The 22,333-nt window shown below is 74.5% G+C and carries 24 protein-coding genes and 1 pseudogene; 13 read left to right on the top strand and 12 right to left on the bottom strand.

The genetic code is table 11. The features are described 5' to 3' along the window. Positions 1-563 precede the first annotated feature (563 nt). Positions 564-731: a hypothetical protein gene (locus BG452_RS08455; RefSeq protein ID WP_188303577.1), complete on the top strand. Its 168-nt coding sequence runs from the start codon at positions 564-566 to the stop codon at positions 729-731. 57 nt (positions 732-788) lie between these two features. On the opposite strand, the gene BG452_RS08460 is transcribed toward BG452_RS08455, so the two are convergent. After that, positions 789-1,826 carry a hypothetical protein gene (locus BG452_RS08460; RefSeq protein ID WP_188303578.1) on the bottom strand — a complete coding sequence of 346 codons (1,038 nt, stop codon included), beginning with the start codon at positions 1,824-1,826 and terminating at the stop codon, positions 789-791. An 84-nt stretch (positions 1,827-1,910) separates the two neighbouring features. Between BG452_RS08460 and BG452_RS08465 the strand changes: the two genes are divergently transcribed. The 5 genes from BG452_RS08465 (at position 1,911) to BG452_RS08485 (ending at position 6,199) form a co-directional block, all read left to right on the top strand. Beyond that, on the top strand, positions 1,911-2,210 hold the full coding sequence (locus tag BG452_RS08465; protein ID WP_188303579.1) for a PadR family transcriptional regulator: 300 nt from the start codon (positions 1,911-1,913) through the stop codon (positions 2,208-2,210). 73 nt (positions 2,211-2,283) lie between these two features. Further along, positions 2,284-3,072, top strand: a complete 789-nt coding sequence (locus BG452_RS08470; RefSeq protein WP_188303580.1) for a hypothetical protein — start codon at positions 2,284-2,286, stop codon at positions 3,070-3,072. A gap of 70 nt (positions 3,073-3,142) precedes the next feature. Beyond that, positions 3,143-3,913, top strand: coding sequence for a polyprenyl diphosphate synthase (gene uppS / locus BG452_RS08475; RefSeq protein ID WP_188303581.1), 771 nt, complete (start codon positions 3,143-3,145; stop codon positions 3,911-3,913). A gap of 184 nt (positions 3,914-4,097) precedes the next feature. Further along, on the top strand, positions 4,098-5,609 hold the full coding sequence (locus BG452_RS08480) for an MFS transporter (protein WP_188303582.1): 1,512 nt from the start codon (positions 4,098-4,100) through the stop codon (positions 5,607-5,609). After that, on the top strand, positions 5,606-6,199 hold the full coding sequence (locus tag BG452_RS08485) for a TetR/AcrR family transcriptional regulator (RefSeq protein ID WP_188303583.1): 594 nt from the start codon (positions 5,606-5,608) through the stop codon (positions 6,197-6,199). The genes BG452_RS08480 and BG452_RS08485 overlap by 4 nt, the downstream gene beginning before the upstream one ends. 63 nt (positions 6,200-6,262) lie before the next feature. Here BG452_RS08485 and BG452_RS08490 read toward each other — a convergent pair whose 3' ends face one another. After that, a complete protein-coding gene (locus BG452_RS08490) occupies positions 6,263-7,333 on the bottom strand; it encodes an alpha/beta hydrolase (protein WP_188303584.1) in 1,071 nt (356 codons plus the stop codon). Between the two features lie 199 nt (positions 7,334-7,532). Here BG452_RS08490 and BG452_RS08495 point away from each other — a divergent pair, with 199 nt between their 5' ends. Continuing rightward, complete coding sequence (locus tag BG452_RS08495; RefSeq protein WP_188303585.1) at positions 7,533-7,943, top strand: PPOX class F420-dependent oxidoreductase; 411 nt, start codon at positions 7,533-7,535, stop codon at positions 7,941-7,943. 18 nt (positions 7,944-7,961) lie between these two features. Here BG452_RS08495 and BG452_RS08500 read toward each other — a convergent pair whose 3' ends face one another. The 4 genes from BG452_RS08500 to BG452_RS08515 all read right to left on the bottom strand — a co-directional run bounded on the left by BG452_RS08500 (position 7,962) and on the right by BG452_RS08515 (position 11,760). Next, positions 7,962-8,981 carry a helix-turn-helix domain-containing protein gene (locus BG452_RS08500; RefSeq protein ID WP_223241935.1) on the bottom strand — a complete coding sequence of 340 codons (1,020 nt, stop codon included), beginning with the start codon at positions 8,979-8,981 and terminating at the stop codon, positions 7,962-7,964. Between the two features lie 46 nt (positions 8,982-9,027). Next, positions 9,028-10,020 carry a hypothetical protein gene (locus BG452_RS08505; protein ID WP_188303586.1) on the bottom strand — a complete coding sequence of 331 codons (993 nt, stop codon included), beginning with the start codon at positions 10,018-10,020 and terminating at the stop codon, positions 9,028-9,030. A gap of 120 nt (positions 10,021-10,140) precedes the next feature. Next, entirely contained in the window at positions 10,141-10,971 is an 831-nt protein-coding gene (locus tag BG452_RS08510) for a polysaccharide deacetylase family protein (RefSeq protein WP_223241936.1), read from the bottom strand. A gap of 477 nt (positions 10,972-11,448) precedes the next feature. Continuing rightward, positions 11,449-11,760: a hypothetical protein gene (locus tag BG452_RS08515; RefSeq protein ID WP_188303587.1), complete on the bottom strand. Its 312-nt coding sequence runs from the start codon at positions 11,758-11,760 to the stop codon at positions 11,449-11,451. 90 nt (positions 11,761-11,850) lie between these two features. Between BG452_RS08515 and BG452_RS08520 the strand changes: the two genes are divergently transcribed. Then, entirely contained in the window at positions 11,851-12,285 is a 435-nt protein-coding gene (locus BG452_RS08520) for a GNAT family N-acetyltransferase (protein ID WP_188303588.1), read from the top strand. Positions 12,286-12,369: 84 nt separating this feature from the next. After that, positions 12,370-13,056, top strand: coding sequence for a phosphatase PAP2 family protein (locus BG452_RS08525; protein WP_188303589.1), 687 nt, complete (start codon positions 12,370-12,372; stop codon positions 13,054-13,056). Between the two features lie 110 nt (positions 13,057-13,166). Here BG452_RS08525 and BG452_RS08530 read toward each other — a convergent pair whose 3' ends face one another. The 3 genes from BG452_RS08530 to BG452_RS46955 all read right to left on the bottom strand — a co-directional run bounded on the left by BG452_RS08530 (position 13,167) and on the right by BG452_RS46955 (position 17,192). After that, positions 13,167-15,113: a PIG-L family deacetylase gene (locus BG452_RS08530; RefSeq protein ID WP_188303590.1), complete on the bottom strand. Its 1,947-nt coding sequence runs from the start codon at positions 15,111-15,113 to the stop codon at positions 13,167-13,169. A 127-nt stretch (positions 15,114-15,240) separates the two neighbouring features. Beyond that, a complete protein-coding gene (locus BG452_RS08535; protein WP_317620953.1) occupies positions 15,241-16,587 on the bottom strand; it encodes an MFS transporter in 1,347 nt (448 codons plus the stop codon). 5 nt (positions 16,588-16,592) lie between these two features. Further along, positions 16,593-17,192: an ArsR/SmtB family transcription factor gene (locus BG452_RS46955; protein WP_188303591.1), complete on the bottom strand. Its 600-nt coding sequence runs from the start codon at positions 17,190-17,192 to the stop codon at positions 16,593-16,595. A gap of 122 nt (positions 17,193-17,314) precedes the next feature. Between BG452_RS46955 and BG452_RS08545 the strand changes: the two genes are divergently transcribed. Together BG452_RS08545 and BG452_RS08550 are read left to right on the top strand one after the other, a co-directional pair. Next, positions 17,315-17,908, top strand: coding sequence for a SigE family RNA polymerase sigma factor (locus tag BG452_RS08545; RefSeq protein ID WP_188303592.1), 594 nt, complete (start codon positions 17,315-17,317; stop codon positions 17,906-17,908). Beyond that, positions 17,898-19,142 carry a hypothetical protein gene (locus tag BG452_RS08550; protein ID WP_188303593.1) on the top strand — a complete coding sequence of 415 codons (1,245 nt, stop codon included), beginning with the start codon at positions 17,898-17,900 and terminating at the stop codon, positions 19,140-19,142. The genes BG452_RS08545 and BG452_RS08550 overlap by 11 nt, the downstream gene beginning before the upstream one ends. A 45-nt stretch (positions 19,143-19,187) precedes the next feature. Here BG452_RS08550 and BG452_RS08555 read toward each other — a convergent pair whose 3' ends face one another. Further along, positions 19,188-19,460: a hypothetical protein gene (locus BG452_RS08555; protein ID WP_188303594.1), complete on the bottom strand. Its 273-nt coding sequence runs from the start codon at positions 19,458-19,460 to the stop codon at positions 19,188-19,190. Between the two features lie 2 nt (positions 19,461-19,462). Next, the gene (locus BG452_RS08560) at positions 19,463-19,924 is read right to left on the bottom strand and encodes a hypothetical protein (RefSeq protein WP_188303595.1); all 462 of its coding nucleotides are present in this window, start codon (positions 19,922-19,924) and stop codon (positions 19,463-19,465) included. A gap of 93 nt (positions 19,925-20,017) precedes the next feature. Here BG452_RS08560 and BG452_RS08565 point away from each other — a divergent pair, with 93 nt between their 5' ends. Next, on the top strand, positions 20,018-20,977 hold the full coding sequence (locus BG452_RS08565) for an IPT/TIG domain-containing protein (RefSeq protein WP_188303596.1): 960 nt from the start codon (positions 20,018-20,020) through the stop codon (positions 20,975-20,977). Here the strand turns inward: BG452_RS08565 and BG452_RS08570 are convergent. Further along, entirely contained in the window at positions 20,946-21,896 is a 951-nt protein-coding gene (locus BG452_RS08570) for a DUF4232 domain-containing protein (RefSeq protein WP_188303597.1), read from the bottom strand. The genes BG452_RS08565 and BG452_RS08570 overlap by 32 nt on opposite strands. Before the next feature lie 216 nt (positions 21,897-22,112). Here BG452_RS08570 and BG452_RS08575 point away from each other — a divergent pair. Next, positions 22,113-22,333 (top strand): annotated as a pseudogene (locus BG452_RS08575) (hypothetical protein); the annotation flags it as partial.

Raw genomic sequence — 22,333 nt, forward strand, 5'->3', positions numbered from 1 at the left:
GGCGCCGGCGAGCCGCCGGGGCCGCTTCCGCGCCGCGCCGTCGTCGTCGCCGCCGCCGTCGCCATCGCCGTCGTCGTTCCGTGCCGTGACCACCGACCACCTCCAGCCGCCCGGGGATCCTCCGGGCGCAGCCCGCGCGGGAGGTAACGGGCGGGCGCCGGTGCTCCGTTCGGCGGTGGAGGACCGGTCGGCCGCAGCCCGCCGGACAGCCAACCACCCGTGGGGAGCCGTCCCGGCGGAACCGCCCGGACCCGGCTCAAGCATCACCCGTACGGCTGCACCCCCGGGCCTCCGGCCGCACCCCGGGCCTCCGGGCCCCGGCCGCACGGCTCACCTGGCGCCACGACGGAACGCCGGTCACCGTCCGGGACTTCACCATCGAACCGGACCGGACCGGGCGCCTCGCCGACCCGGCCGGCGTGGGCCCGCGGCGGGACGCGTCGGCCTTGTCGAGCGCCCGGTGCTGCGCGTGGACGGCCTCGGTCGCGGCAGTTCGAATACGGGTAGGGGTATATTTGCCGGGTCAGTCCATCCACCGGGGGGCCTTGAGAAGGGAGCGCGGCATGTGCCGCCGAATCGCCTGCCGTACCTGCGGGAAGCCGACCTACGCCGGGTGCGGGATGCACGTCGAACAGGTGCTGGCCGGGATCCCCGCGTCCCAGCGGTGCGCCTGCCCGCCGAAGGAGCGGGCCTCCGGCGGCTGGCTCGGGCGGCTGTTCGGCCGCCGCTGACGCCTGGCGCCCACCCCACGGAGAGTCCGCGGCCGCCCCGGCTCGGGTCCGGCACCGTCACGTTCCGGCCCTGGCCGCCGTCACCGCGAAGGCGAGCGCGCCCGTCAGCAGCGCACCGGCGAGCGTGAGGGCCGTCCACAGCCCGAGGGAGTCGACCTGCTCGCCGAGCCCGAGCAGTCGCCAGACGGTGTCCCGCAGTGCCAGTGAGACCGGCAGCGCCAACGCGCCCGCGGTGGCCGCGACCCGGGCGGCCCGCCGCCTCCTCGACGCGGGAGGCGGCGCGGCGAACCGCAGGACGCTGTTGCAGATCATCACGAAGGCGAAGGTGCCGCCCGCGAACACGGCCGTCTCCACCGCGAAGAGCAGCGCCCCGGGCCAGCCCTCGCCGCGGGCCAGTCCCGTGGCGACCAGCAGACCGGCGGCGAGGGCGGCCACGGCGGCGAGCGGGGCGAAGCGCAGGCGCACGAACCCGAGCACGTCGCTGCGGCCGATCAGCGCGGCGAGCGCACGCCCCGTACGCCAGTGGGGGGCGACGAGCAGGTTCGCCAGCGGCGCGAGGTCGTCCAGCCAGTCCCCGCGCTCGGCCCCGCACTCGGCCCCGCGCGCCGGTTCCGGCAGCCGTCGGATCGCCTGGTGCTGGAACATCAGACTCTCGGCCGCCACCCCGGTGAGCGGCAGCAGGGAGGCGATCAGCCAGGGGGTGCCGCCACCCCAGGCGGCGCGGTCCGCCCGCAGGACCACCGCCGCCCAGTCGGTGGCAAGCGTGGCGGCGACGAGCAGCGTGCAGACCCGTGCGGCCCGAAGTACCTGTTCGATCCGGTAGCGCGGCAGTGGCCGGTCACGACGGCACAGCAGCGCCCTCGCCGCGCCGAGCGCGCCGAGCAGGGGGACGAAGAACATGGTGAAGGTCACCACCGCGTCGTACGGGTCGTCCTGCCAGGGGCTGCCTGCCCGCACCACGCGGACCTGGGTCGTCAGGTAGGCGAACAGGGTGAAGGCGGCGGCGCCGGCGGCGGACGTCAGGAGCGCCGCGGTGGCGGCGGGCCGGGCGGGGTGCCCGACTTCCAGATGATCGATCGTCAAGTCATCGCGCATGGCGGCGATAGTACACACCGCGTACTACTTGGCGCGTACTTCGCGGCACGTAGTATGGTGCTCCGTCAGATCGGGAGGAGCGATATGCAAGCCAACGATGCCCAGACACTGGTGCTCTGCGCGCTGGCCGACGGGCCACTGCACGGATACGCCGTCAACACGGCGATCGAGGAGCTGACCGGGCAGCGACTGGGGCCCGGCAGCCTGTACGGGGCGCTGGCCAGGCTGGAGTCGAAGCGGCTGATCGAGCCGCTCGACGGACAGGGCCGCCAGCGCCCGGTGCAGCTCACACCCCTGGGCCGCGAGGTACTGGAACGCGAGCTGCGGGCCATGGCCCGGGTCGCGGACGCGGGACTGCGACGCCTGGGGGTGAACCCGGCGTGAACGAGCGCAGCGAGCGAACCGAGGGAACCGGGCGTTGTGCGAGAGCACGCGACGAGCGCAGCGAGGAGTGGGCATGAGTGCCGTCACCCGAAGCCTGGTCAGGCTCTACCCGGACGCCTTCCGCGAGCGCTGGGGTTCGATGGTGGAGGACGAGGCCCGGGGCGCAGGCTGGAAGTCCTGGCCCAACCTGATCGCGGGCATCGCGGACATGTGGCTGCACCCGGCCGTGTGGCCCGCCGACTCCCCGGCACAGCGGCAGCGGCGGGTGGCCACCATGGGCATCACGGTCGCCCTCGCCGCTTGGTTCCTCAGCCACCTGGCCGCCGAGCAGACCGGCCCGCTGCCCGCCGACGGCGTGCGGAACGGGGTCATGCACGGCTGCACCACCCTGCTGCTGCTCGGCATCGCCCTGGTCGCCCCCCGGCCCCGGCCCACGCCGGCCGCCGCGGTCACGCTGTCGGGCTGGGCGCTCCGCCGCCTCTCCGTACCGACGCTCCTCGGCACCGTCGTGGTCGTCCTGGTGCACAGCGGCGTCGACGCGGACGCCTCGCCGCCGACCCTGCGCAGCGCGGTGATCGCCGCCTGGTGGATCGCCCTCGGCCTCGGGACGATCCAGATCCCCCGGATCTTCACCGGCGTCGGCGCGGACACCGTCGTGCCGCCGGGCGCCGGCCGTCTCCGGGCCGGCGTGTGGACGCTCGCCGGCGCCAGCGCCACCGGCGGCGCGACCATCCTCGGGGTCTCGCTCACCGGTGGCGGCTTCCACCCGCTCGGCGCGGGCATCGGCGTGAGCCTGCTCCTGCTGACGGGGGTGTGCGCGGGCACCCTGCGCGACCTTCGCGACCTGCCATCGGCCGCGTAGCCGCGCGGCACCCACCCGACCAGGGCCCGCCCGAACCGGCGGGCCACCCCCACCCACTTGGACGGCGCTCATGCCCGACCTGCTCCGCTCCCTCTACACCCGCCGCCTGCGCCGCGAGGTCATGGCGGGCCCACGGCCCCGGCACGTCGGGCTGATCATGGACGGCAACCGCCGGTGGGCCCGGCAGGTGGGCATGGCCGACCCGAGCTTCGGACACAAGGCGGGCGCCGAGCACGTCGAAGAGGTGCTCGGCTGGTGCGAAGCCCTGGGGATCGACCACGTCACGGTCTTCGTGTGCTCGACCGAGAACCTCCAGCGCCGAGGCGACACCGAAGTCGCCTACCTGATGCGGCTGATCGAGCAGGTGGTCGCCGATCGCCTCACCCGCCCGGACGCCCACTGGCAGGTCCACCTTGCCGGACTGGCCGACGCTCTGCCCGACAGCACCGCCCGTACGCTCAGGGAGGCCGTCGAGGCCACCCGCACCTGCACCACCGGCGCCCACCTCACCCTGGCGGTCGGCTACGGCGGCCGGCAGGAGGTCGTCGACGCCATGCGCGACCTGATGTACGCGCGGGCCGAAGCGGGCGCGTCGCTGACCGAGGTCGCCGACGCCCTGTCCGTTGACGACATCGCCCCGTACCTGTACACCGCCGGCCGACCGGACCCCGACCTCGTCATCCGCACCAGCGGCGAACAACGGCTGTCGAACTTCCTGCTCTGGCAGAGCGCCTACTCCGAGCTGTACTTCTGCGAGGCCTACTGGCCCGCGTTCCGCGAGGTCGACTTCCTGCGCGCCGTCCGCAGCTTCGCCGCCAGACAGCGGCGCTACGGCGGCTGAGCCGTCGCGCCTCGACCGACCCTCCGGCTTCTGCCGGGCCGCCCCAGCATGTCATCATCTGAAGACATCATTCGATGACATCGGTTGATGACATCCCTCGGTCACCTGTACCCCGGGGTGCCCGGGGGTCGGGTTCCCGCTCCCCGGTTCGGATTCTCGATCTGTGACAAGGGAGGGCGCGTCCATGGAGACCCGAACGGGCCTGTCGACGCGACGTGAGCGGGCCCTGGTGCCCGTGCTGGTGTTCCTCAGCGCCGTGGTGGCGGTGATCAGCAGCCTCGGCGCCCCGATGATCCCGACCATCGCCACCGTCAACCACGTCTCGCTCGCCGAGGCCCAGTGGTCGCTGACCGTCACCATGCTGGTCGGGGCGGTCTCCACCCCGGTGCTCGGGCGCCTCGGCGACGGGCCGGACCGCCGTACGGTCACCCTGGTGGCCGCCGCCGTGGTGGTGCTCGGCAGCGTGCTGGCCGCGCTGCCGCTCGGCTTCTGGTGGCTGATCGCCGGCCGGGCCCTGCAAGGCGTCGGGGTCGGCCTCACACCGCTGGCCATCGCCACCGCACGGGACGCCCTGCCGGCCGAGAAGTCCCGCTCGGCGGTCGCGCTGCTGTCGATCACCACCGTGGCCGGCGTCGGCCTGGGCTACCCGGTCACCGGGCTGATCGCCCAGTCCTTCGGCATCCACGCGGGCTTCTGGTTCGGCGCCGTGATCAGCGGTCTGGCCCTGGTGCTCGCCGCCCTCGTCCTGCCCCGCGCCACGCACCGCGAGCGGCGCCCGCTGGACGTGGTCGGCACCGTCCTGCTCAGCCTCGCCCTGGTCGGACTGCTGCTGGTGCTCAGCGAGGGCGAGAGCTGGGGCTGGGCCGGCGGCCGGCTGTGGACGGTCGCGGGGCTCTCGCTGCTGCTGCTCGCCGGCTGGATCCGGCACGAGCTGCGCACCCCCCACCCGCTGGTCGACCTGCGCAGCCTCGGCAACCCCATCGTGCTGACCGCCGACGTGGCCGGCCTGGTCGGCGGCATCGGGATGTACCTGCTGATCTCCCTGGTGATCCGCTACGTCCAGACCCCGACCAGCACCGGCTACGGCCTGGGCGCCTCGGTCGTCGTGGCCGGGCTGGTACTGCTGCCCTTCTCCGCGGCCAGCCTGGCGTCCAGCAAGATGCTGCCGGTCCTCACCCGCCGCGCCTCCTCCGCCCTGGTCCTGCCGATCGGCTGCGCCGTCTCGCTGGGCTCGGTGCTGTTCTTCCTGCTCGCCCGCGACCAGCTGTGGGAGCACCTGGTCGTGATGGCGCTCGCCGGCCTCGGGGTCGGCTGCACCTTCGCGGTGATGCCGGGGCTGATCGTCACCGCGGTGCCCGCCCACGAGGTCGGCAGCGCCGTCAGCTTCAACCAGCTGCTGCGCACCATCGGCTACTCCACCGGCAGCGCGCTGTGCGGCGCCGTGCTCCAGGCGCACACCGCGCCGGGGCGGCTGCTGCCCGCCGACAGCGGCTACCGGGACGCGGCGCTGATCGGCTGCGTGGTCTGGGTGGTGATCGGCGTGACTACGATCGTCCTGCCACGGCTCAGTGCCGCGGGCGCCGCCCGGAACAACGGTGTGCGAGTGGACGAGGAGCTGATGGTGGAAGAGAGCATCGCCGACGCCGTGGCCGGCGAGAGCGAGGTACCCGTGCTGCGGGCGGAGTCCGACCGGTGAGCGCGCCGGCCGACGGGACCGCCGGGACGGAGCCCGCACCGCCCCGGCGCCGGGACGCCGCCCGCAGCCGCGAACTGCTGATCCGGGCGGCCCTGGAACTCTTCGCCGAACGCGGCTACGACCGCACCACCACCCGGGAGATCGGCGAACGGGCCGGGGTGGACCCGGCGTTGATCGCCCGCTACTTCGGCGGCAAGACCCAGCTCTACCTGGCCACCGTCCGGCTCGAACTGGGCGACGAGGCACCGGCCGACCTGCTGGAGGAGGAGCGGCTGCGCACCCTGCTGGTGCGGCTCACCCAGCGCGGCCCCGGCCCCTCCTTCCAGGCCGCGGTGACGCCCGGCGACAACACCGAGGTGCAGCAGGCCTCCCGCACCTACCTCTACGAGCGGATGGTGCACCCGCTGCACGAGCGCTTCGCCGCCGAGGAGGTGGACCGGCCGCAGCTGCGGGCCGAGCTGGCCACGGCGGCCTTCGCCGGGGTCATCCTGGCCCGCTCCAGCGGGGCGTTCACCGAACTCGCGGCGGCCGACCTCGAGGAACTGCTGCCGCTGCTGCGGAAGCTGCTGGCCGCGAGCCGGCCCGGCTGACACCGCCTTCGAACGGCGACCACGCGCACCGGACGCTCCGGCGCGCGTGGTCGCCGTTCGCGCTCAGCCCTTCCAGGGCCGGGCGAACTCGTGCAGCGCCGCCACCGCGGCCGGGGCGAGCGCGTGGTCGTCGACCGGTGTGCCGGCCGGGTGCAGGAAGTGGTCCACGCCGTCCAGGGTGCGCAGGCCCGGGCCGGTGGTGTGCGCCCGGGCCAGGGCGTCGAGCAGCGGCGGCACGCTCGCGCACGGCACGTTGGTGTCGGCGGTGCCGCAGGTGACGGTGACCCTGGTGCCGGGGCGGACCTCCCGGGCGGCGTCCGCCGGGTAGACCGCGTCGTCACTGCGGACGAAACGGGCGTTGTTCGGGCCGAACAGCGCGTTCAGCAGCCCGGCGAGCGGCGGCAGCAGGGCGCCGGTGTCGGCGGGGCGCCCGGCCCGGAAGTCCGCGACGGCGGCGGCCACGCCGGCCTTGTTCGCCCGCGCCACCTCCTCGGTGAGCTGCCCGGCCGTGACCGCCTGGTCCAGCTGGCCGTCGAGCTGGGTGGTCAGCAGGTCCAGCAGGCGCTGGTCCTGCGGGGCCAGCAGCGCCAGGCCGGCCGGCGCGGGCCGGACCGTACGGGCGACCAGCAGGGCCTGCAGCCCGCCCTCGCTGTGACCGACCACCAGCATCGCGTGCCGGTCGGCCTCCGGCTGATCCCGCAGGGTGGCGTAGGCCGCGGCCGCCTGGCGGGTGAAGGCGGGCAGGTCGAGCCGGCCCGGGTCGCCCTGGTAGGCGCCGGCTCCGGTGCGGCCGGTGAAGTACTTGTCGAAGCGCAGCGTCATCACGCCGTCGGTGCCGAGGGTGTCGGCGACCGCCCCCAGGGGGCCCGGGGTGAGCGAGGGCGGCTCGTCGCCGTTGCGGTCGGTCGGACCGCTGCCGGGCAGCAGCAGGGCGGCGGGCAGCCGGTGCCCGGCCCGGTGGGCGGGGACGTGCAGGGTGCCGTAGGCGGTGGTGCCGTCCGCGGTGAAGCTGATCTCGCGGTCGGCCGCGGGCACCATCGCCCCCGGTTCGGCCGCGCCGGCGGCGGGCGCGGCCAGGCCCGTCGCGGTCAGTGCGGCGAGCAGGACGGCGGCAGCCGAGGAACGCCAACGCATGTCTTCCCCCTGGAAGTTGAAGTACGACCTGCGCCGCCCAGGCTACGACCGGGCCCACACCGGGACCGGACCCGGGGCCCACCCCTGACGCACCTTCACCTCGCACCCCCGCCCGGACCCGCCGCGGCAGCCGCCCGGTCGGTCCGGATCCCCGAACGGTCTTGACCTCAAGTCGGCTTGAGGCCCTATCGTCGACCGCGTGATCTTCACCGAAACAGAACGCGCCTACCTCACCGCCCAGTTGCTGGCCCGCCTGGCCACCACCGGACCGGACGGCTCCCCGCAGGTCCGCCCGGTCGGCTTCCGGCTCAACGAGGACGGCACCATCGACATCGGCGGGCCCGACATGGCCCGCAGCCAGAAGTACCGCAACGCAGCCGCCCGTCCCGAAGTCTCCGTACTGGTCGACGACATGGCACCGGACGACGACCCGGTGGCGTCCGGCTGGGGGCGCGGTATCGAGATCAGGGGCCGGGCCGAGGTGTTGGCCGTGGACGTGCCCCCGGTGGCGCCCGACCGCTTCAGCAAGGACATCGTCCGGGTCCACCCCCGGCGGATCATCACCTGGAACCTGGAGGCGCTGGGGAGCAGCTCCCGCACCGTCGAGTGATCGGGGCGGCCCCTCCCGCTACTCGCCCTCCCCCTTGCTCAGGGCCTGTTGCCGGTGTTCACGGGGTGAGAGCCCGTAGGCGGCGCGGAAGGCGCGGCTGAAGTCGTCGGCGCGGGGCAGGCCCCAGCGGGTGGCGACGGCGTGGACCGGGGTGGTGCGGTGGGCGGGGTCGGCGAGGTCGCGGCGGGCGCGTTCCAGGCGTTCGGCGCGGATCCAGGCGGCGAGGGTGGTGCCCTGGGACTGCCGGGTGAAGACCCGGTGGAGGTGGCTGACGGAGACGTGGTGGGCGGCGGCGATCACGGCCGGGGTGAGTTCGGGGTCGTGGAGGTTGCGGCGGGCGAAGGCCCGGACGTGCTCCGCGAGGGCCCGGTGCCGGGCCTCGTCCGGCAGCTCGGTCTCGGCGTCCAGCTCCCCGGCCACCCAGGCGGCCACCAGGTCGACCGCGACCGCGCCCAGCCGGTCCGCCGCGGCCGGCCCCAGGGCGGCGGCCTGCCGGTCCAGCCCGACCAGGAACTGCGCCAACAGCGCCGCCGAACCCTCCTGGGCGGAGAACGCCCGGCCCAGCAGGTTCCGCAACCGGTGCGGCGGCAGCGGCAGCAGCGACACCGGGAAGTCGATGCCCACACCGGAGGTCCGGGGTTCCGTCCCCGAAGCGGCCGGGCTGCCGAAGGCCCGCAGGTCGTACGGGTGCGAGCTGTCGACCAGGTGCAGGTCCCCCGGTCGGAGCGTCTCCGTCCGGCCTTCCCCCCGGGTCAGCGCCATGCTGCCCTGCTGTAGGAAGGACAGGTGGTAGACGCCCTCGTCCGATCGCCGCACCATGCGCTCCGTCCGCCGGAACCGCACCGGCGGGAACGACGTCCCGAGCAGGACCACCCGCCCCAGCTCGGACCGCCTCAGCTCCGCGCGGAAGTCATCGGCGTGGGCGCTGGTCGCGTCACACGCCCTGGTCCGCTCCAGCAGCTCCCGCCAGCAGTCGAACCGCTCCCGCGCGGGCACCTCCTCGCCGCGGAACACGGCGGTTCCCATCTCTTCGGTCATTCTCGGCCCCTTCAGGCTCCTCCCCCATCGTCGACGAACCGTCTGCTCACCCCGCCGGACGGGGCTCCGGACCGTCGTCGGTCTCGGTCCGGTCGGGCGAGGCCTTGTCGGGCCAGGCCTTGTCGGGCCAGGCCTTGTCGGGCGGGGTCGTGCCGAGCGGGGCCTTGTCGAGCGAGGTCGTGCCGAACGGGGCCTTGTCGAACGGGGCCTGGTCGACCGACACCGCCGGCTCCACGGCCGCTGCCGCCTCGTCCACCGCCGGGTCGGCCTGCTCGATCCGGCTCAGCAGCCGGGCGACGGCGTCGGTGCGCTCGCGCAGCGCCACGACGTGCTCCGCCCGGTCGGGCTCCGCCACCGTCTCGGCGGGCCGCACCGGGATGCCACGGCGTCGGGCGGTCGCGATCAGGCTCTCGCCGGCCTGGCCGACGATGACCAGCGTGGCGGCGGCGAAGCAGCCCGCGTCCAGGGTGCGCGGCCGGCCGAGCAGACCGCGGTGGACGATCTGGGCCGGTACGGTCAGCTCGTCCAACCGCTGGTCGACCGAACCGCGTTCGAGCGCCGCGAGGACGACGGTGGCCAGCGCCTCCCCCGCCTTGGTGACGGCCCACTTGCGGCCGGGCACGGGCGGGAGGAACTCGCGGATCCGGTCCACGTCCTGCTCCAGGGCACTGGTCGTCAGCACCTCGAAGGCGTTGCGGGTGCGGATCTCGACGACCTTGTCCCACTCGACCTCCTCACCGTCGAACCCGGCCCGCGCCGGCCCGAGGTGCACCGCGCCGTAGCCGTCGAGCAGCCCGAGCAGCTTGTGCGCCACGGCCGGTGTCCGGGGGTGACGGCCGATCAGCGTGCCCAGCGACAGCTTCCACGGCTCGGCGACCGGAACCGCCGGCGGCGCGACCGAGCCCAGCGCCGCCAGCGCCCACCGCCCACCCGCCGCGGACCGCCCGCCCCGCAGCACCGCCTGCCGCCCGGCCTCACCCAGCTCGGCCGCCGCCCCCACCAGCCGCCCCAGACCGCCCGCCCACTCGACCCTGCCCACCCGCCCGACCTCTCCTCGCCTCGGGGAACCCACAGGTCGGACATGGTACGACCGCCTCCCCGAGCGGCGCCCGGCGCCTCCCCCCCCCCGCCGGTTCAGGGTCCGCTCGGGGGGCGAGGGTCAGGAGGTGGTGCGGACCGGGAAGCCGGTGGGACGGCCCTGGGCCTTCAGCCAGCCGAGCACCTGACCGAGGGCGTCGACGGTCTGCTGGCGGTCGCCGCCGCCGTCGTGGAACAGGACGGTCGGACCGTTCGGGATCTCCTTCTTGACCGTCTCGACGATGGCGGCCGTGCCGGGCTTCTCGAAGTCCTTCGAGTCGACGTTCCAGCCGAGCGGACGCATCCCGTTCGCGGCGGCGATCCGCCGGCTGTCCGGGGTGAACGAGCCGCCGGGCGCCCGGTAGTACTGCACGACGCCGGGACTGCCCGCCGCCTCCTCGATCATCTTCTTGGCGTCCAGGATCTCCTTCTCCTGGTAGGCGACGGGCTTCTTGTCCATCGTGGTGTCATGGTGCACGCTGTGGTCGCAGAGCCGGTGACCGGCCGCCAGCACCTCCTTCACCAGCTCGGGGTGGGCCTTGGCCTGCGGCCCGATCATGCAGAACGTCGCCTTCACCCCGTACCGCTTCAGCACGTCCAGGACCTTCGGCGTCCAGACCGGGTCGGGGCCGTCGTCGATGGTGATGTTCACGGCGTTGCCACCGGCCTCGGAGGCGTGGGCGATGCCCTCCGGCACACCCCCCTGCTGTGCGGCGCCGCCACCGGAGCCCTGGGAGCCGTCGTGGTTGTCGGTGGCCGGCTCCTGCTCGTGCGCGGCGCTCTGCTGGGACGCGGGAAACGACCCGGTGACCGGCGGAACCGCCCAGGCGGTCACCGCCACCACGACGACCCCGGCGGCCACCGCCACCCGCGAACGGCCGCCCAGCTTCCCCATGCGCTTCTTGACGTCCATCTACCGTCACTCCCCCGATTGCACCTGCGTGTTCTCCGAGGTCCATGACGTGAATCGAACACGACGGGTTCCCTCCGTTTTACGCGCGTTACCGGGACCCGGGTTCACGCGCGTTACCAGGACCCCGGGACGAACCGTCGACGGCCCCGGTCGGAAAGGCACCGCCGCGCAACTCCCGACCCGCGCGAACCAGCACGGCGGGCCCGGTCCGCACCTCCGCGCACCGGGCCCGTGGAACGTCCTCTCAGGCCTTCCGGAAGGTTCGCCTCGGCGGCCTTCTTCGCCGCGCGGGGCTTCTCCTCCGCCGCCGCTCCGGTGTCATCCTCGGGCGGCCACCGGGCATCCCGTGGTCCTCGGGGCGCACCCGTGCGCGCCGGGCCCGCAGGAACTCGCTCGGCCGGTTCGTGTGCATGGCCACCACCGTAGGGGCAGGCGGCGGAAGGAAGGTGGCCGTGCACCCCCACCCAGCCGGGCCGGTCAATGGTGGTGCTGGAGGTCGACCGGGTTGTCACCGTCGTTCGGCGGGAGGGTGGAGGCGGTGGGGGTCCTCAGGGGGCTCGGGGTGGCCGGGAGGCTCGGGGCCGTGGCGGTGGCCGTGGGCGCCTGGGTCGGGGCCGTGCCGGGGGTGGTAGGCGCCTGGGTCGGGGCCGTGCTGGGGGTGGTGGGCGCCTGGGTCGGGGCCGTGCCGGGGGTGGTAGGCGCCGCCGGGGTGCTTCCGCCGGAGGCGCAGGCGCCGGTGGTGAGGGCGAGCAGCAGAGCGGCTGCCGGGAGGGCGGTGCGTCGGTTCACGGGCGGGTGCCTCCGGTCTCGTGTGGTCCGGCCTTGGACGTCCGCCTCGCCGGGCCGGTTCCGTTGCGCCCACCCAGTAGGATGTAATGCATGCAGAGTACCAGTGACCCTTACGAGCTTCGCCCGGGCCTCCCCACCGTCGAGGTCTTCCGCCGTCTGCGCACCGATGCGGGCCTCTCCGACCGGGCGCCGGAGGCCGTCGCGATCGGCCTGCCCAACAGCTGGTACGGGGTGGTCCTGCACCACGAGGGCGAGCCGATCGGCATGGGCCGGATCATCGGCGACGGCGGCACGGCGTTCCAGATCGTCGACATCTGCGTGCACCCAGCGCACCAGGGGCGCGGACTCGGCAAGCGCATCATGGCAGCGCTCACCGAGGAGTTGGACCGCCGGGCACCCGCGACCGCGTACGTCTCGCTGATCGCGGACGGGCCCGCGCGCCTGCTGTACGAGCGGTTCGGCTTCACGGACGTCGCCCACCACGACTCGATCGGCATGTTCCGGCCGACGGCCGGTCGACCGTGACGTGGCGCGGCTGAGTACCGTCGGGCGCCGCGAGACCCGAGCATGGGGGCCACACCCCGCTTCCGAGGAAGGGCGCCCGACCCGATGAACCACCCGAGCCCGCAGTTCGCCCACCCGACGGCCCATCGGCGCCGGTGGCCGGCGGTGGCCGCCGTCGCGCTGCTGCTGTTCGCGGCCCTGGCGGCGCTGCTCGCCCACCACGGCTGGGCGCCGTACGGCTTCGAGCGGGACGCCAACGACTGGAGCGCGGCCCACCGGCCCCCCGCCGCCCGGGCGGTGGCCGTGGTGGTCACCTCGCTCGGCAACGCCGTGGTGCCCTACCTGCTCGCGCTGGCCGCCGGGGCCGTCGCCGTCCGGGCCCTGCCCGTGCCGCGGCCGTCCCGCCGGGCCGTGCTGCTGTTCTTCGCGCCGGTGCTGTGGCTGATCGCCGGCCAACTGGTGCGGCTGGGGCTGATGCAGGTGTTCGCGCGGCCCCGGCCGCCGCGGATGAACTGGGCGACCGACGCGTCCGGCTTCTCGTTCCCGTCCGGGCACTCGTTCACCTCGGCGGTGTGCGCCGGTCTGCTCGCCCTGGCCATCGCCCGCGCCCGTCCGGGGGCCGCCCGGGCTGCCGTCGTGGGCGCCGTCGTGTTCGCGGTCGCGGTCGGTCTCAGCCGGATCTACCTCGGGGTGCACTGGCCGCTGGACGTCCTCGGCGGCTGGCTGCTGGCCGTCGGGTGGCTCGCCCTCGGCACGGCGGTGGCGCCGCTGTCCGGCCGGCCCGGTTCCTGACCGGGCCGGATGCCCCGACCGATCCTCCGCCGCGCAGCCGCGGTTCGTTGACCGTGGACCCGGCTCCCGCTCCCGCGACCGGGCACGGGGGGCGGGAGCCGGAGGGGCGGTCAGAGCGGCAGGTCCTGCCAGTCGCCGAAGGTGGTGGCCGAGGTGCCCGCGCGGTAGCGGACGCGGCCGTCCGCGCCGATGGCGAAGACGTGGAGGACGCCGCCGCCGTCGACGATCGCGGTCGGGTAGTCCAGCACGGTGCCGCCGAGGTCCTGCCAGGCGCCGTAGCCGGAGTTGGGGGCATTCTGGGCGGTGCTGCTCACGCCGCCGCCGCGGTTGCGCTCGAACAGGACGACCCGCCCGCCGAGGGTCGCCGCGGCCGGCTCGCCCACTCCGCCGTGCCCGCCGAGCGGGGCCGGGGACTGGCTCCACGAACCGCCGGGGCTGGTCTGGTAGCTGACCAGCATCGCGCCGCTGCCGGCCTCGCGGTAGGCGAGTTCGATCCGGCCGTCCTGGTCCAGCGCGGCCTTGGGCGGGCTGGCCGGGCGGGCGCCGGGGATCGGACCGGGGCCGCCGAAGCTGCCGTTCGGGGCGCTCTGCCACCAGCCGAGGACCCCGGTGCGGGTGCCGGCGAAGACCTCGATCGCGCCGACGCCGTTGCGGATCGCGGTGACCGGGTCCTGGAGGTCGGTGCCGCCGAGGTCCGCCCAGGTGGTGGTCCACACCCCGCCCGGGGTGGTCTGCCGGATGCTGCTGAGGCCGCCGCCGCCGTTCTTGACGAACAGCTCCAGGTGCCCGTCCTGGGCGCTCGCGACCACGGGCACGCCGACCTGGTCCTCGTTGCCGAGCCCGGTGTTGGGGTTGCCGTGGTCGGCCCAGCCGTTCCACCACCAGCCGTTGGGGACGCCCTGCGGCAGCGAGATGATGTGGTGGTCGGTCAGGCGGCGGGCGAAGACCTCCAGCCGGCCGTCCGCGTTGGTGCCGACGGCGATGCCCGGTGCCAGCCGCCCGCCCGGGTCGGCCATCCGCACCGGGCCGCCCCAACTGCCGTCCGAGTTGCGCCAGTAGGTGTACGGGGCGCCGGCCCGGACGACGAAGACCTGCGGCCGGCCGTCCTGGTTCAGCCCGGCCCAGGAGGTGCCGCGCGACCAGCGGTAGTACATCCGGGAGAACCAGGCGTCGGAGTAGTTCCCCGAGTGGTCGTGGCCGGCGTACTCGGAGACGACCACGCCCTTGGCGCCGGCCGTCGCCGGGTCGAGGTTCACCGGGGAGTCGCCGATGTTGTAGTCCCGGTAGTTCACCTGGATCAGCGGGCCGCCGTACAACAGGGCGGCCCGGCCGGCGAACGTGGCGGCGGCGACGTGGTCCGAGTGGTCGCCCGAGTAGCGGCTGTCCGGGAGTTCGTCCTGGGCGCGGAGCACCGTCGGCCGGTACGTCACCATCAACTGCCGCAGCACCTCGACGACATCCGCCGCCGTGTAGGTCGACGGCCCGGGCAGCGGGCTGCCGACCGGGACGACGGTGGTGTCGCTGCCGCCGGCCAGCACGCCCCCGAGCCCGGCGTCGTGCAGGTTGAGGAAGATCAGGTGCACCGGCCGGCCCTTGAGGACGTACCGCTCCACCTGCTTGCCGGCGACCGTCCAGGCCTCGGCCGTCCAGTGTCCGACCTCGTCGGTGGCCGGGTCGGTATCGCCGACGCCCGTCATCCGGGAGTACGCGTTGACCGCGCCCATCTGCCGGTTCCAGGTGCGCAGCGGCTCACCGGCGGCGTCCCAGCAGACCGTTGCGCACGGGTCGCCGGTCGCGTTCCCGGCGGTGACGAACACCGTGACGGACGGCGTGCCGTCGGCGAGCGCGTTGGACAGGTCCGGATTCATGAACAGGATGTCGTCGTCCTCGTGCGCGACGACCTGCATGAACAGCGGCCCGGAGTCGGCCGCCAGGGCCGCCCCCGGGGCCGTACCCGTGGCGGCCACCGCGCGGGTCGCGGCCCCCTTGGCCAGGACGGGCGCGGCGAGGGCGGTGAGTGCGACGGTGGTGAGGAGTTGCCGTCGTCCGATGGCCATGTGATTCCCCCCAATTCAAGATCGGCATGTCATCACGCCAGCAGGAGATTAACGTATTGTCAGACGCTCATCACCGTTTACGGCATTACCTGAATACACGTGGCCGAAAACGTCAATTGACTGACGCTCAGGCCATTTCATCCACCCCCCGCCCGTCGATCCCGTTCCGGGACGAACCCTTTTCCCCGCCGGACTTCCCACCGACGGCGAACGACTGATCACCCGCACCCAGGGAGCGGATCCGCGGCACCGGCGAGGACAGCAGCCAGAACAGCGACAACGCACCCCCGACTGCGGCCGTGATCAGCGTGGCCCTGAGCCCGAAGTCGGTGGCGAGCACACCGCCGACGACGGCACCGATCGGACGCACGCCGTAGTTCACGGTGCTGTAGGCACCGGCCACCCGGCTGCGCAACCCGTCCGGGATCACCTCGGCCTGCAGGGAGTTGAGGTTGACGTCGAAGAGCATCACCCCGATTCCGGACAGGAACTCGGAAAGCCCCAGGGCGCCCGCCCGGGCCCAGACCGGACCGCCCGCCATGGCCGCCACGGCGATGGGGGCCGGGAAGAGCACGGCACCCACCACGATGCTGCGCCCCACGCCGATCCGTCGCGAGACCCTCGGGGCGATCACCGCACCCGCCAGGGCTCCGGTCGATCCGATGCCGAAGGCCAGCCCGATCGTTCCTGCGGAGAGGCCCAACTCCCGGTCCGCGAACAGGACGAGCAGGCCGGTGCCCGAGACGAAGGTGAAGAAGTTGACGGTCGCCGCGCAGCCGAGGGTCGCCCGCAGCACGCGGTGACGGACCACGAAGACCAGCCCCTCCCGGGCCCGCTGCCACAGCGGGGGCCCGGCCGGCCCGCCGGGCGGTTCGTCGACCCGGATCGGCCCCAGCAGAGCGGCCGAGACCAGGAAGGACAGTGCGTCGGCGAGCACGGCGACGGGCGCGGTCAGGGCCTGGACGAGGGCGCCGCCCACGGCCGGCCCGAGGACGAAGGAGGCGGACCGGCTGGCGCCGAGCTTGCTGTTCGCGTCGACGTAGGACGAGCGCGGCACGAGGTGGGCGAAGAACGGCGGATAGGCGGTGTTGAACAGCACCGCCGCGGTGCCGGTCAGCAGCGCCACGGCGTACAGCTGGGGAAGCGTCACCGTGCCCAGCAGGTAGACGGCGGGCAGGGTGAGCAGCACGCCCGCACGCAGCAGATCGGCGAGGATCATCAGTCGGCGCTTGTGGGTGCGTTGGTCGACCCAGGCGCCCAGGACGACGGCGAGCAGGTTCGGGGCCCAGGCGAGCGCGGTCAGCCAGGCCACCTGGCCGGCCGAGGCGTGCAGCGCCGCCACGGCGATCAGGGGTAACGCCAGCTCGGATATCCGGTCGCCGACCTGCGACACCGACTGCCCGGCCCAGAACCGGACGAAGCGCCGATCTCGCCACAGGGAGGTCGAAGGCATCGCGTCCTGGGGGGAGTTCACCGAGTTCACTCCGGGTCACCCGCCCGCCGCTCGGGGGCCTCCGGCAGGACGTAGCGCAGCACCCGCACGCCACGGCTGTCGCTCGGGCGCTCGGCCCGGTCGCGCGTCACATAGGGCTCCAGGATGCTCTGGATCCCGTCCTCGATCGCCGCGAGTTCCTCGGGGGACACCACCATCCAGGTGTCGGCCAGCCCGGCGGCCCCGCGCCAGACCTCGTCCAGCTCGGGCTCGGTCTCGGCCATCCACCGGTACGGCAGGTCGGCGGAGCGGGCGAACATCTCCCGGGTCAGCACCCGCGAGGCAGACCGGCCCGCCTCGCCCTCCCCCGCCCCGAACCGGAAGCCCTTGGCCACGGCCTCCCAGCGCCGCTCCCGACGGTCCGCCGCGGCCTCGGCGTCGCGGACCAGCCCGAAGCCGGCCAGGTGGCGCAGGTGCCAGCTGGTCACGGACGGGGTGGCACCGACGTCCGGCGACAGCTGGGTGGCCGTCGCCGGTCCGTGCCGTTGCAGCCGTTCCAGAATCGCCAGCCGCACCGGGTGTGCCAGCGCTCGCATGGCCTTGGGGTCGGTGATCTCGATGTCGCCGAGGCGATTCCCGTGCTCCATAGCGTGAGAGTGTCCTCTCATACTATGTGAGAGTCAACTCTCACGCCTGGAGTGGAAGATGGCCGTACTCCCCCCACCGATCGGACTGTCACATGAACCCGGGCCCACCGCGTTACCTAGGCATGGATCAAGAATCGAGTGCGGGCGCCCAGGGCGAGCCGCCCTGGCCGGAGTTCCCGGCCTTCGTCGCCTCCCGCGCCAGGCATCTGCTGCGGACGGCGTTCCTGCTCACCGGTGGTGACGCCCACCTCGCCGAGGACCTCGTGCAGGAGGCGCTGGGCCGGATCTACGTCAAGTGGCGGAAGGTATCCCGGCTGGAGAACCCCAGCGGCTACGCCCAGACCGTGCTGGTCAACACCTTCCTGTCGTACCGGCGCAAGCGCAGCGCCTCCGAGCGCGTCACCGACGAGTTCCCCGAGGTCGGCGTGCACGACCCGGACCCGGCTCTGCGGCTGACCCTGCTGCGCGCCCTCGCCGAACTCCCCGCGCCGGACCGCGCCGTGCTGGTGCTGCGGTTCTGGGAGGACCGCAGTGTCGAGGAGACGGCCGCCGCCCTGCGGCTGAGCGGCACCGCCGTCCGCACCCGCTGCCGCCGGGCCCTCGCCCGGCTGCGCACCGTGCTGGGCGACGACCTCGCCGCGGCGCTCGGCGATTCGACCGGCACGTACGAACCCGACCCCTCCCCGCAGAAGGCGGTGCTGCGCCATGCCCAGTGACGACGAGTTCGCGGACGCGTTCGCCGACGACTTCGCCCGCGCCCTGCGCGGGGCCGCCGAGCTGGCGCCCGAGCCGGTGCAGCACACCCTGGCCGTCCGGGCCGAGCAGCACGGTCGCCGGTGGCGCCGCCGTCGGCGCACCGCCGTCGCGAGCGCGCTGGTGGTGCTGGTGCTGGCCGGGGGCGGTCTCGCGGCCGCCCGACCGGGCGCGTTCGACCTGGTGGGCCCGGCCGGCCCGGCGGCGCCGAGCCGGCCGACGATGTCCGGGCAGGAGTTGGTGGCGCTGTTCACCGGCCTGCTGCCGAAGGGCACGGTGAAGGAACTCAACAGCGGCCCGCCGCAGAAGGTGGACAAGCACCGGACCGGCGCGATCCTGTTGTTCGACGACGGCGCGGGGGCGAGCATCGTCGAGTTCTCCGCGGAGCGGACCAACCTGGCGCCCGAGGCGGCCGCGGTCTGCATGGACGGTTTCCAGACGCCGCAGGACTCCTGCGACCGGACGGTCCGACCGGACGGCTCCGTGCTGGTGATCGACAAGCTGCGGAACAACCTCACCCAGGGCGGCCGCGAATGGCGGGTCACTTGGGCTGCCCCGGACGGCCGCCGGGTCGGGTTCACCGAGTACAACGGGCAGCCGGCCATCGCCAACCGGCCGAACCCGCCGGTCTCCGACGACACCCAGCTGACCGCCCTGGTCACCTCCCCGGTCTGGGACGAGGTCTTCGCCGCCCTCGCCCCGGTCGAGGGGGCGCCGAAGCCGGGCCGCTCCTCGGCTCCCGAGCCGGCGGCCACCGGCCCGTCGAACGCGGAGCTGCTCACCAAGCTCGTCCCGCTGCTGCCCGCCGGGGCGAAGGTCGAGGGCCAGGACCCCGGGCACGCCGCGCTCACCGTCACCTTCGAGGGCCGCACCAGCATGCTGACGGTCGCGGTCGACCCGCCGTCCCAGCGCGGCCGGGACGAACTGGCGGGCATGGACCGCAACCTCCCGACCCCGCTGGAGGTCCGGGAGAAGCGGCCGGACGGCACGCTGGTCGTCACCAACCGCTTCGGCAACGGCAAGGGCGCGACCAATCCGGTGCTGCACTGGCTGGGCTCCGTGTCCTACCCGGACGGCAGCCAGGTGCGGATCAACGAGTGGAACGGCCCGAACGCCTACACCTTCCAGCCCGGCGATCCGGCGGTCGACGTGGACCGGCTGAAGGCCCTCGCCACCGACCCGGTCTGGCACCCCTGACGGCCGAAGGCCCGTCCCCGAGCCCGGGGACGGGCCGCCGGCCCACTACCGCCGCACCGCGCCGCAGCCCACCGGGGCGCCCGGCGCCCGGTCCGCGCGGCGGGCGTCGAAGTCGGCGAGCCAGCGCGGCGCGTCGCCCGCCGAGGCGTCCCAGCTCGTACCCAGTCCGACGGCGTCCTCCAGGGCGTGGTGCAGGCCCGAGGCCTCCAGCGGGCCGGCCGGTTCGGCGCTCCCGCCCACCAGGGCGACCCGGCCGCGGACCCGGCCCGACGGGGCGGCCCGGTCCGGGACCGTCCAGGCCCGCCAGTCGCGGCCCATGGTCAGCACGTTGCGGGCGGCGTAACCGATCTCCGGGAGGCCGCGAGGACGTGCTCCAGGTCCACCCGGGCGCCGTCGAGGTCCGCGCCGACGTGGTGGTGCCTGGTCGCGGAGAGGCTCAGGTACCGGGAGTCGGTCAGCGGGTAGTGCGCCACGTGCCATTCGGGGCCGACCCAGCAGGTGGCCGCGCCGTCCTGCCAGCGGCCGGCCACCAGCTCCGTCGGGATGACGGTGTGGTAGACGGCGGGCCGTGACCGCAGGGCGCGGCCGGGCCAGCGCGCGTCGTGGTGGACGACGGAGCGGGCGGCGCCCGAGAGGATCAGGGCGTCGCCGGTGACGCTGCGCCCGTCGGCGAGGGTGGCCACCACCGATTCGCCGTGCTCCGTGTAGCCGACCACCCGGCTGTCGGCGCACAGGCGGACGTCGTCCAGCTCCCAGCAGGCCTCCAGCAGCGGCTCGTACACGTCCAGCCGGTGGGCGGTCGCGTGGCCGCCCGGCCGCCGCCGTGCCGGTCGGGCAGCGCGATCGAGCTGACCAGTTCCCCGGTGGAGCCGTCCATGACGCGGAACCCGTCGATGACCAGCGACCGTTCGCGGACGGCGTCGCCGACCCCGAGCCGGTCCAGCAGCCGGAACGCGCGCGGCACCAACCGCACTCCGGCGCCGCCCTCCAACCCCTACGACATCGTGCCGCTCGCCTGGACCGACCTCGACTGCGCCACGAAGTGGTACCCGACTCCCCCGGGCCCGGCAGCGGACCGCGACGTCACCACCGTCATCTCGGCGATCGCCGGCCTGCCCGGCCCCAACAGCTACGAACAGCCCGGCACGCACATGCCGCTGACCATCGACTACGACACCACCCACGACCCGGCCTTCGTCAAGAAGTCGCTCCCGGACTTCATCGGCCAACTCGCCTTCCAGCACGCCGACTCCACCTACCTGGGCCTGCGCGGCGCCCCCGACGTGCCGGCCGGGCCGGTGGTGCGGGCGCTCTCCCGCAACTCCGGCGACACCGGCAGCGCGCTGGCCGTGGCCGGGAGCGGCTTCGGGGCGGGCACGGCGGTCGACTTCGGTGAAGTCCCCTGCCAGGACGTCGTGGTGAGCGGCGACGGACTGGCGATCAGCCTCTACGCGCCCCCGGGCGTCGGCGTGGTCCCCGTCCGGGTCACCACCGACCTCGGCACCTCGCCGGCCGTCCCCTTCGGCCAGTTCGCCTACGGCGGCCCGGCGCCGGTGATGGTCACCGGTCTCACCCCGGACGCCGGCCGCAAGGGTGACCAGGTCACCATCACCGGCGTGAACTTCGGCACCGACGCCCAGGTCTTCTTCGGCGCCGACCCGGCCCCGTCCCCGCAGGTCAACCCGCCGTACGAGATCGTCGCCACCGCGCCCGCCCCGACCATCGGCCCCGGCAAGCCCAGCACCGTCAACGTCACCGCACTGTCCGGCGGCTACTCCTCCCCGACCGGGCCGGTCAACGAGTTCACCTACCAGGACCTGTCGGCGGAGTCGTGATCACGCCCGCCGGCGGCCTGGTCGCCGGCGGCGGCCCGTCCTCCCTGACCCAGGCGCCGACCCCGAGGCGCCCGGTGGTGCCCAGGTCCAGCTCCGGAACGACCGTCACGGGCGCGGCACCCGGCGTGGCGCGCACCCGTACGTACGGGGCGTCCACCGGGTCGCCCGCTCCCGCCTCGCTGGTGTTGCGCCACACCAGCGTGCTGCGGGCGCCCTCCCCCGGGTTCAGCGCGATCGCCCGCGGCGGGTCGTCCGCACCGGTCCCGCCGGCGATCTCGGCGCCACCGCGCAGGATCCGCACCCCGTCGACCGGCTGGTGCCCCACGTCGAGCAACTGCAGCTCCGGGTAGCCGTTCACGGTCACCGCGGCCGTCCCGCAGTTGCTCAGGTGCAGACCGACCACCCGCAAGCCCATCGCCGCGTCCCCGGTGTCCGCGCTCACCCGCACCCCGGAGGCCGGGCACGGCCCGTCCGCCCGCGAAGCCTCGGCGCTCGGCACACTGCGCACCTGGAGCACCTTCACCCCCGAGGCGTTCCCGGCGAGTTCGACCCGCCCCGTCTCGGTCGCCCCCGGCGCGAGCCCCTCCACCGTCCTGGTCACGTTGTCCAAGGCACCCCCGGACGCCCCCGTCCGGCTGAACACCACCGTGACGTCCGACGCCTCGCCACCCCCGTTGGTCACCTCGTACGACGCACACACCGGACTCACCGCCGTGATCCGCACCCCGTCCTTCGCCACCGCCGCCGGCGACGCCGACACCACCCCGCACGGCCCCGCACTCCCGGCCGCCGAAGGCCCCCCGGCCGCCCCCACCACCCGGCTCCCGCACCCCGCGAGCAGCACCACGGCAACCACCGCGGCCACCGCGGCCACCCTCTGCCGCACCGGCGACGGACCGGCCTTCTCCCACTCATCCATCCGACCATCCGACCACGAACCACCCCACCCCACCGTGACCCGCGTCACTCCCCCTGCAACAGCCCCGCAACACTCCGCCCCCGAGCGGCCCCTACCCTCCGGCCGCCGTACCGCAGTTCCGGCCACGCCCCCGGCCCGGGCTGCCGACGGACGGCTGAGCGATGATCTGCCGAAGTACGGCCGGCAGTTGGGTGCCGTCGGGGCCCGGGCGGGGGCGTGCCAGGCGGTGTGGCCGTCGGGGCGGACGAGGGCCGCGCCGGCCGGGGGGAGGGCGACGGGCCGCAGACGGTGCGGCGGAAGGGGGCGCAGGGCGAGGGGAAGGCCGGCGGCGGTGGCGGTGTGGGGGCCGACGCCGGCCTCACCCACTGGCTGCCCTCCACCGCCGCGCTCGCCCTCGGCCTGTGGCTCGGCGAACGGGGCAGCTGCGCCTGTGTCTG

The organism is Streptomyces sp. CBMA123 (genome assembly GCF_014596465.1).
Lineage (GTDB): Bacteria > Actinomycetota > Actinomycetes > Streptomycetales > Streptomycetaceae > Kitasatospora.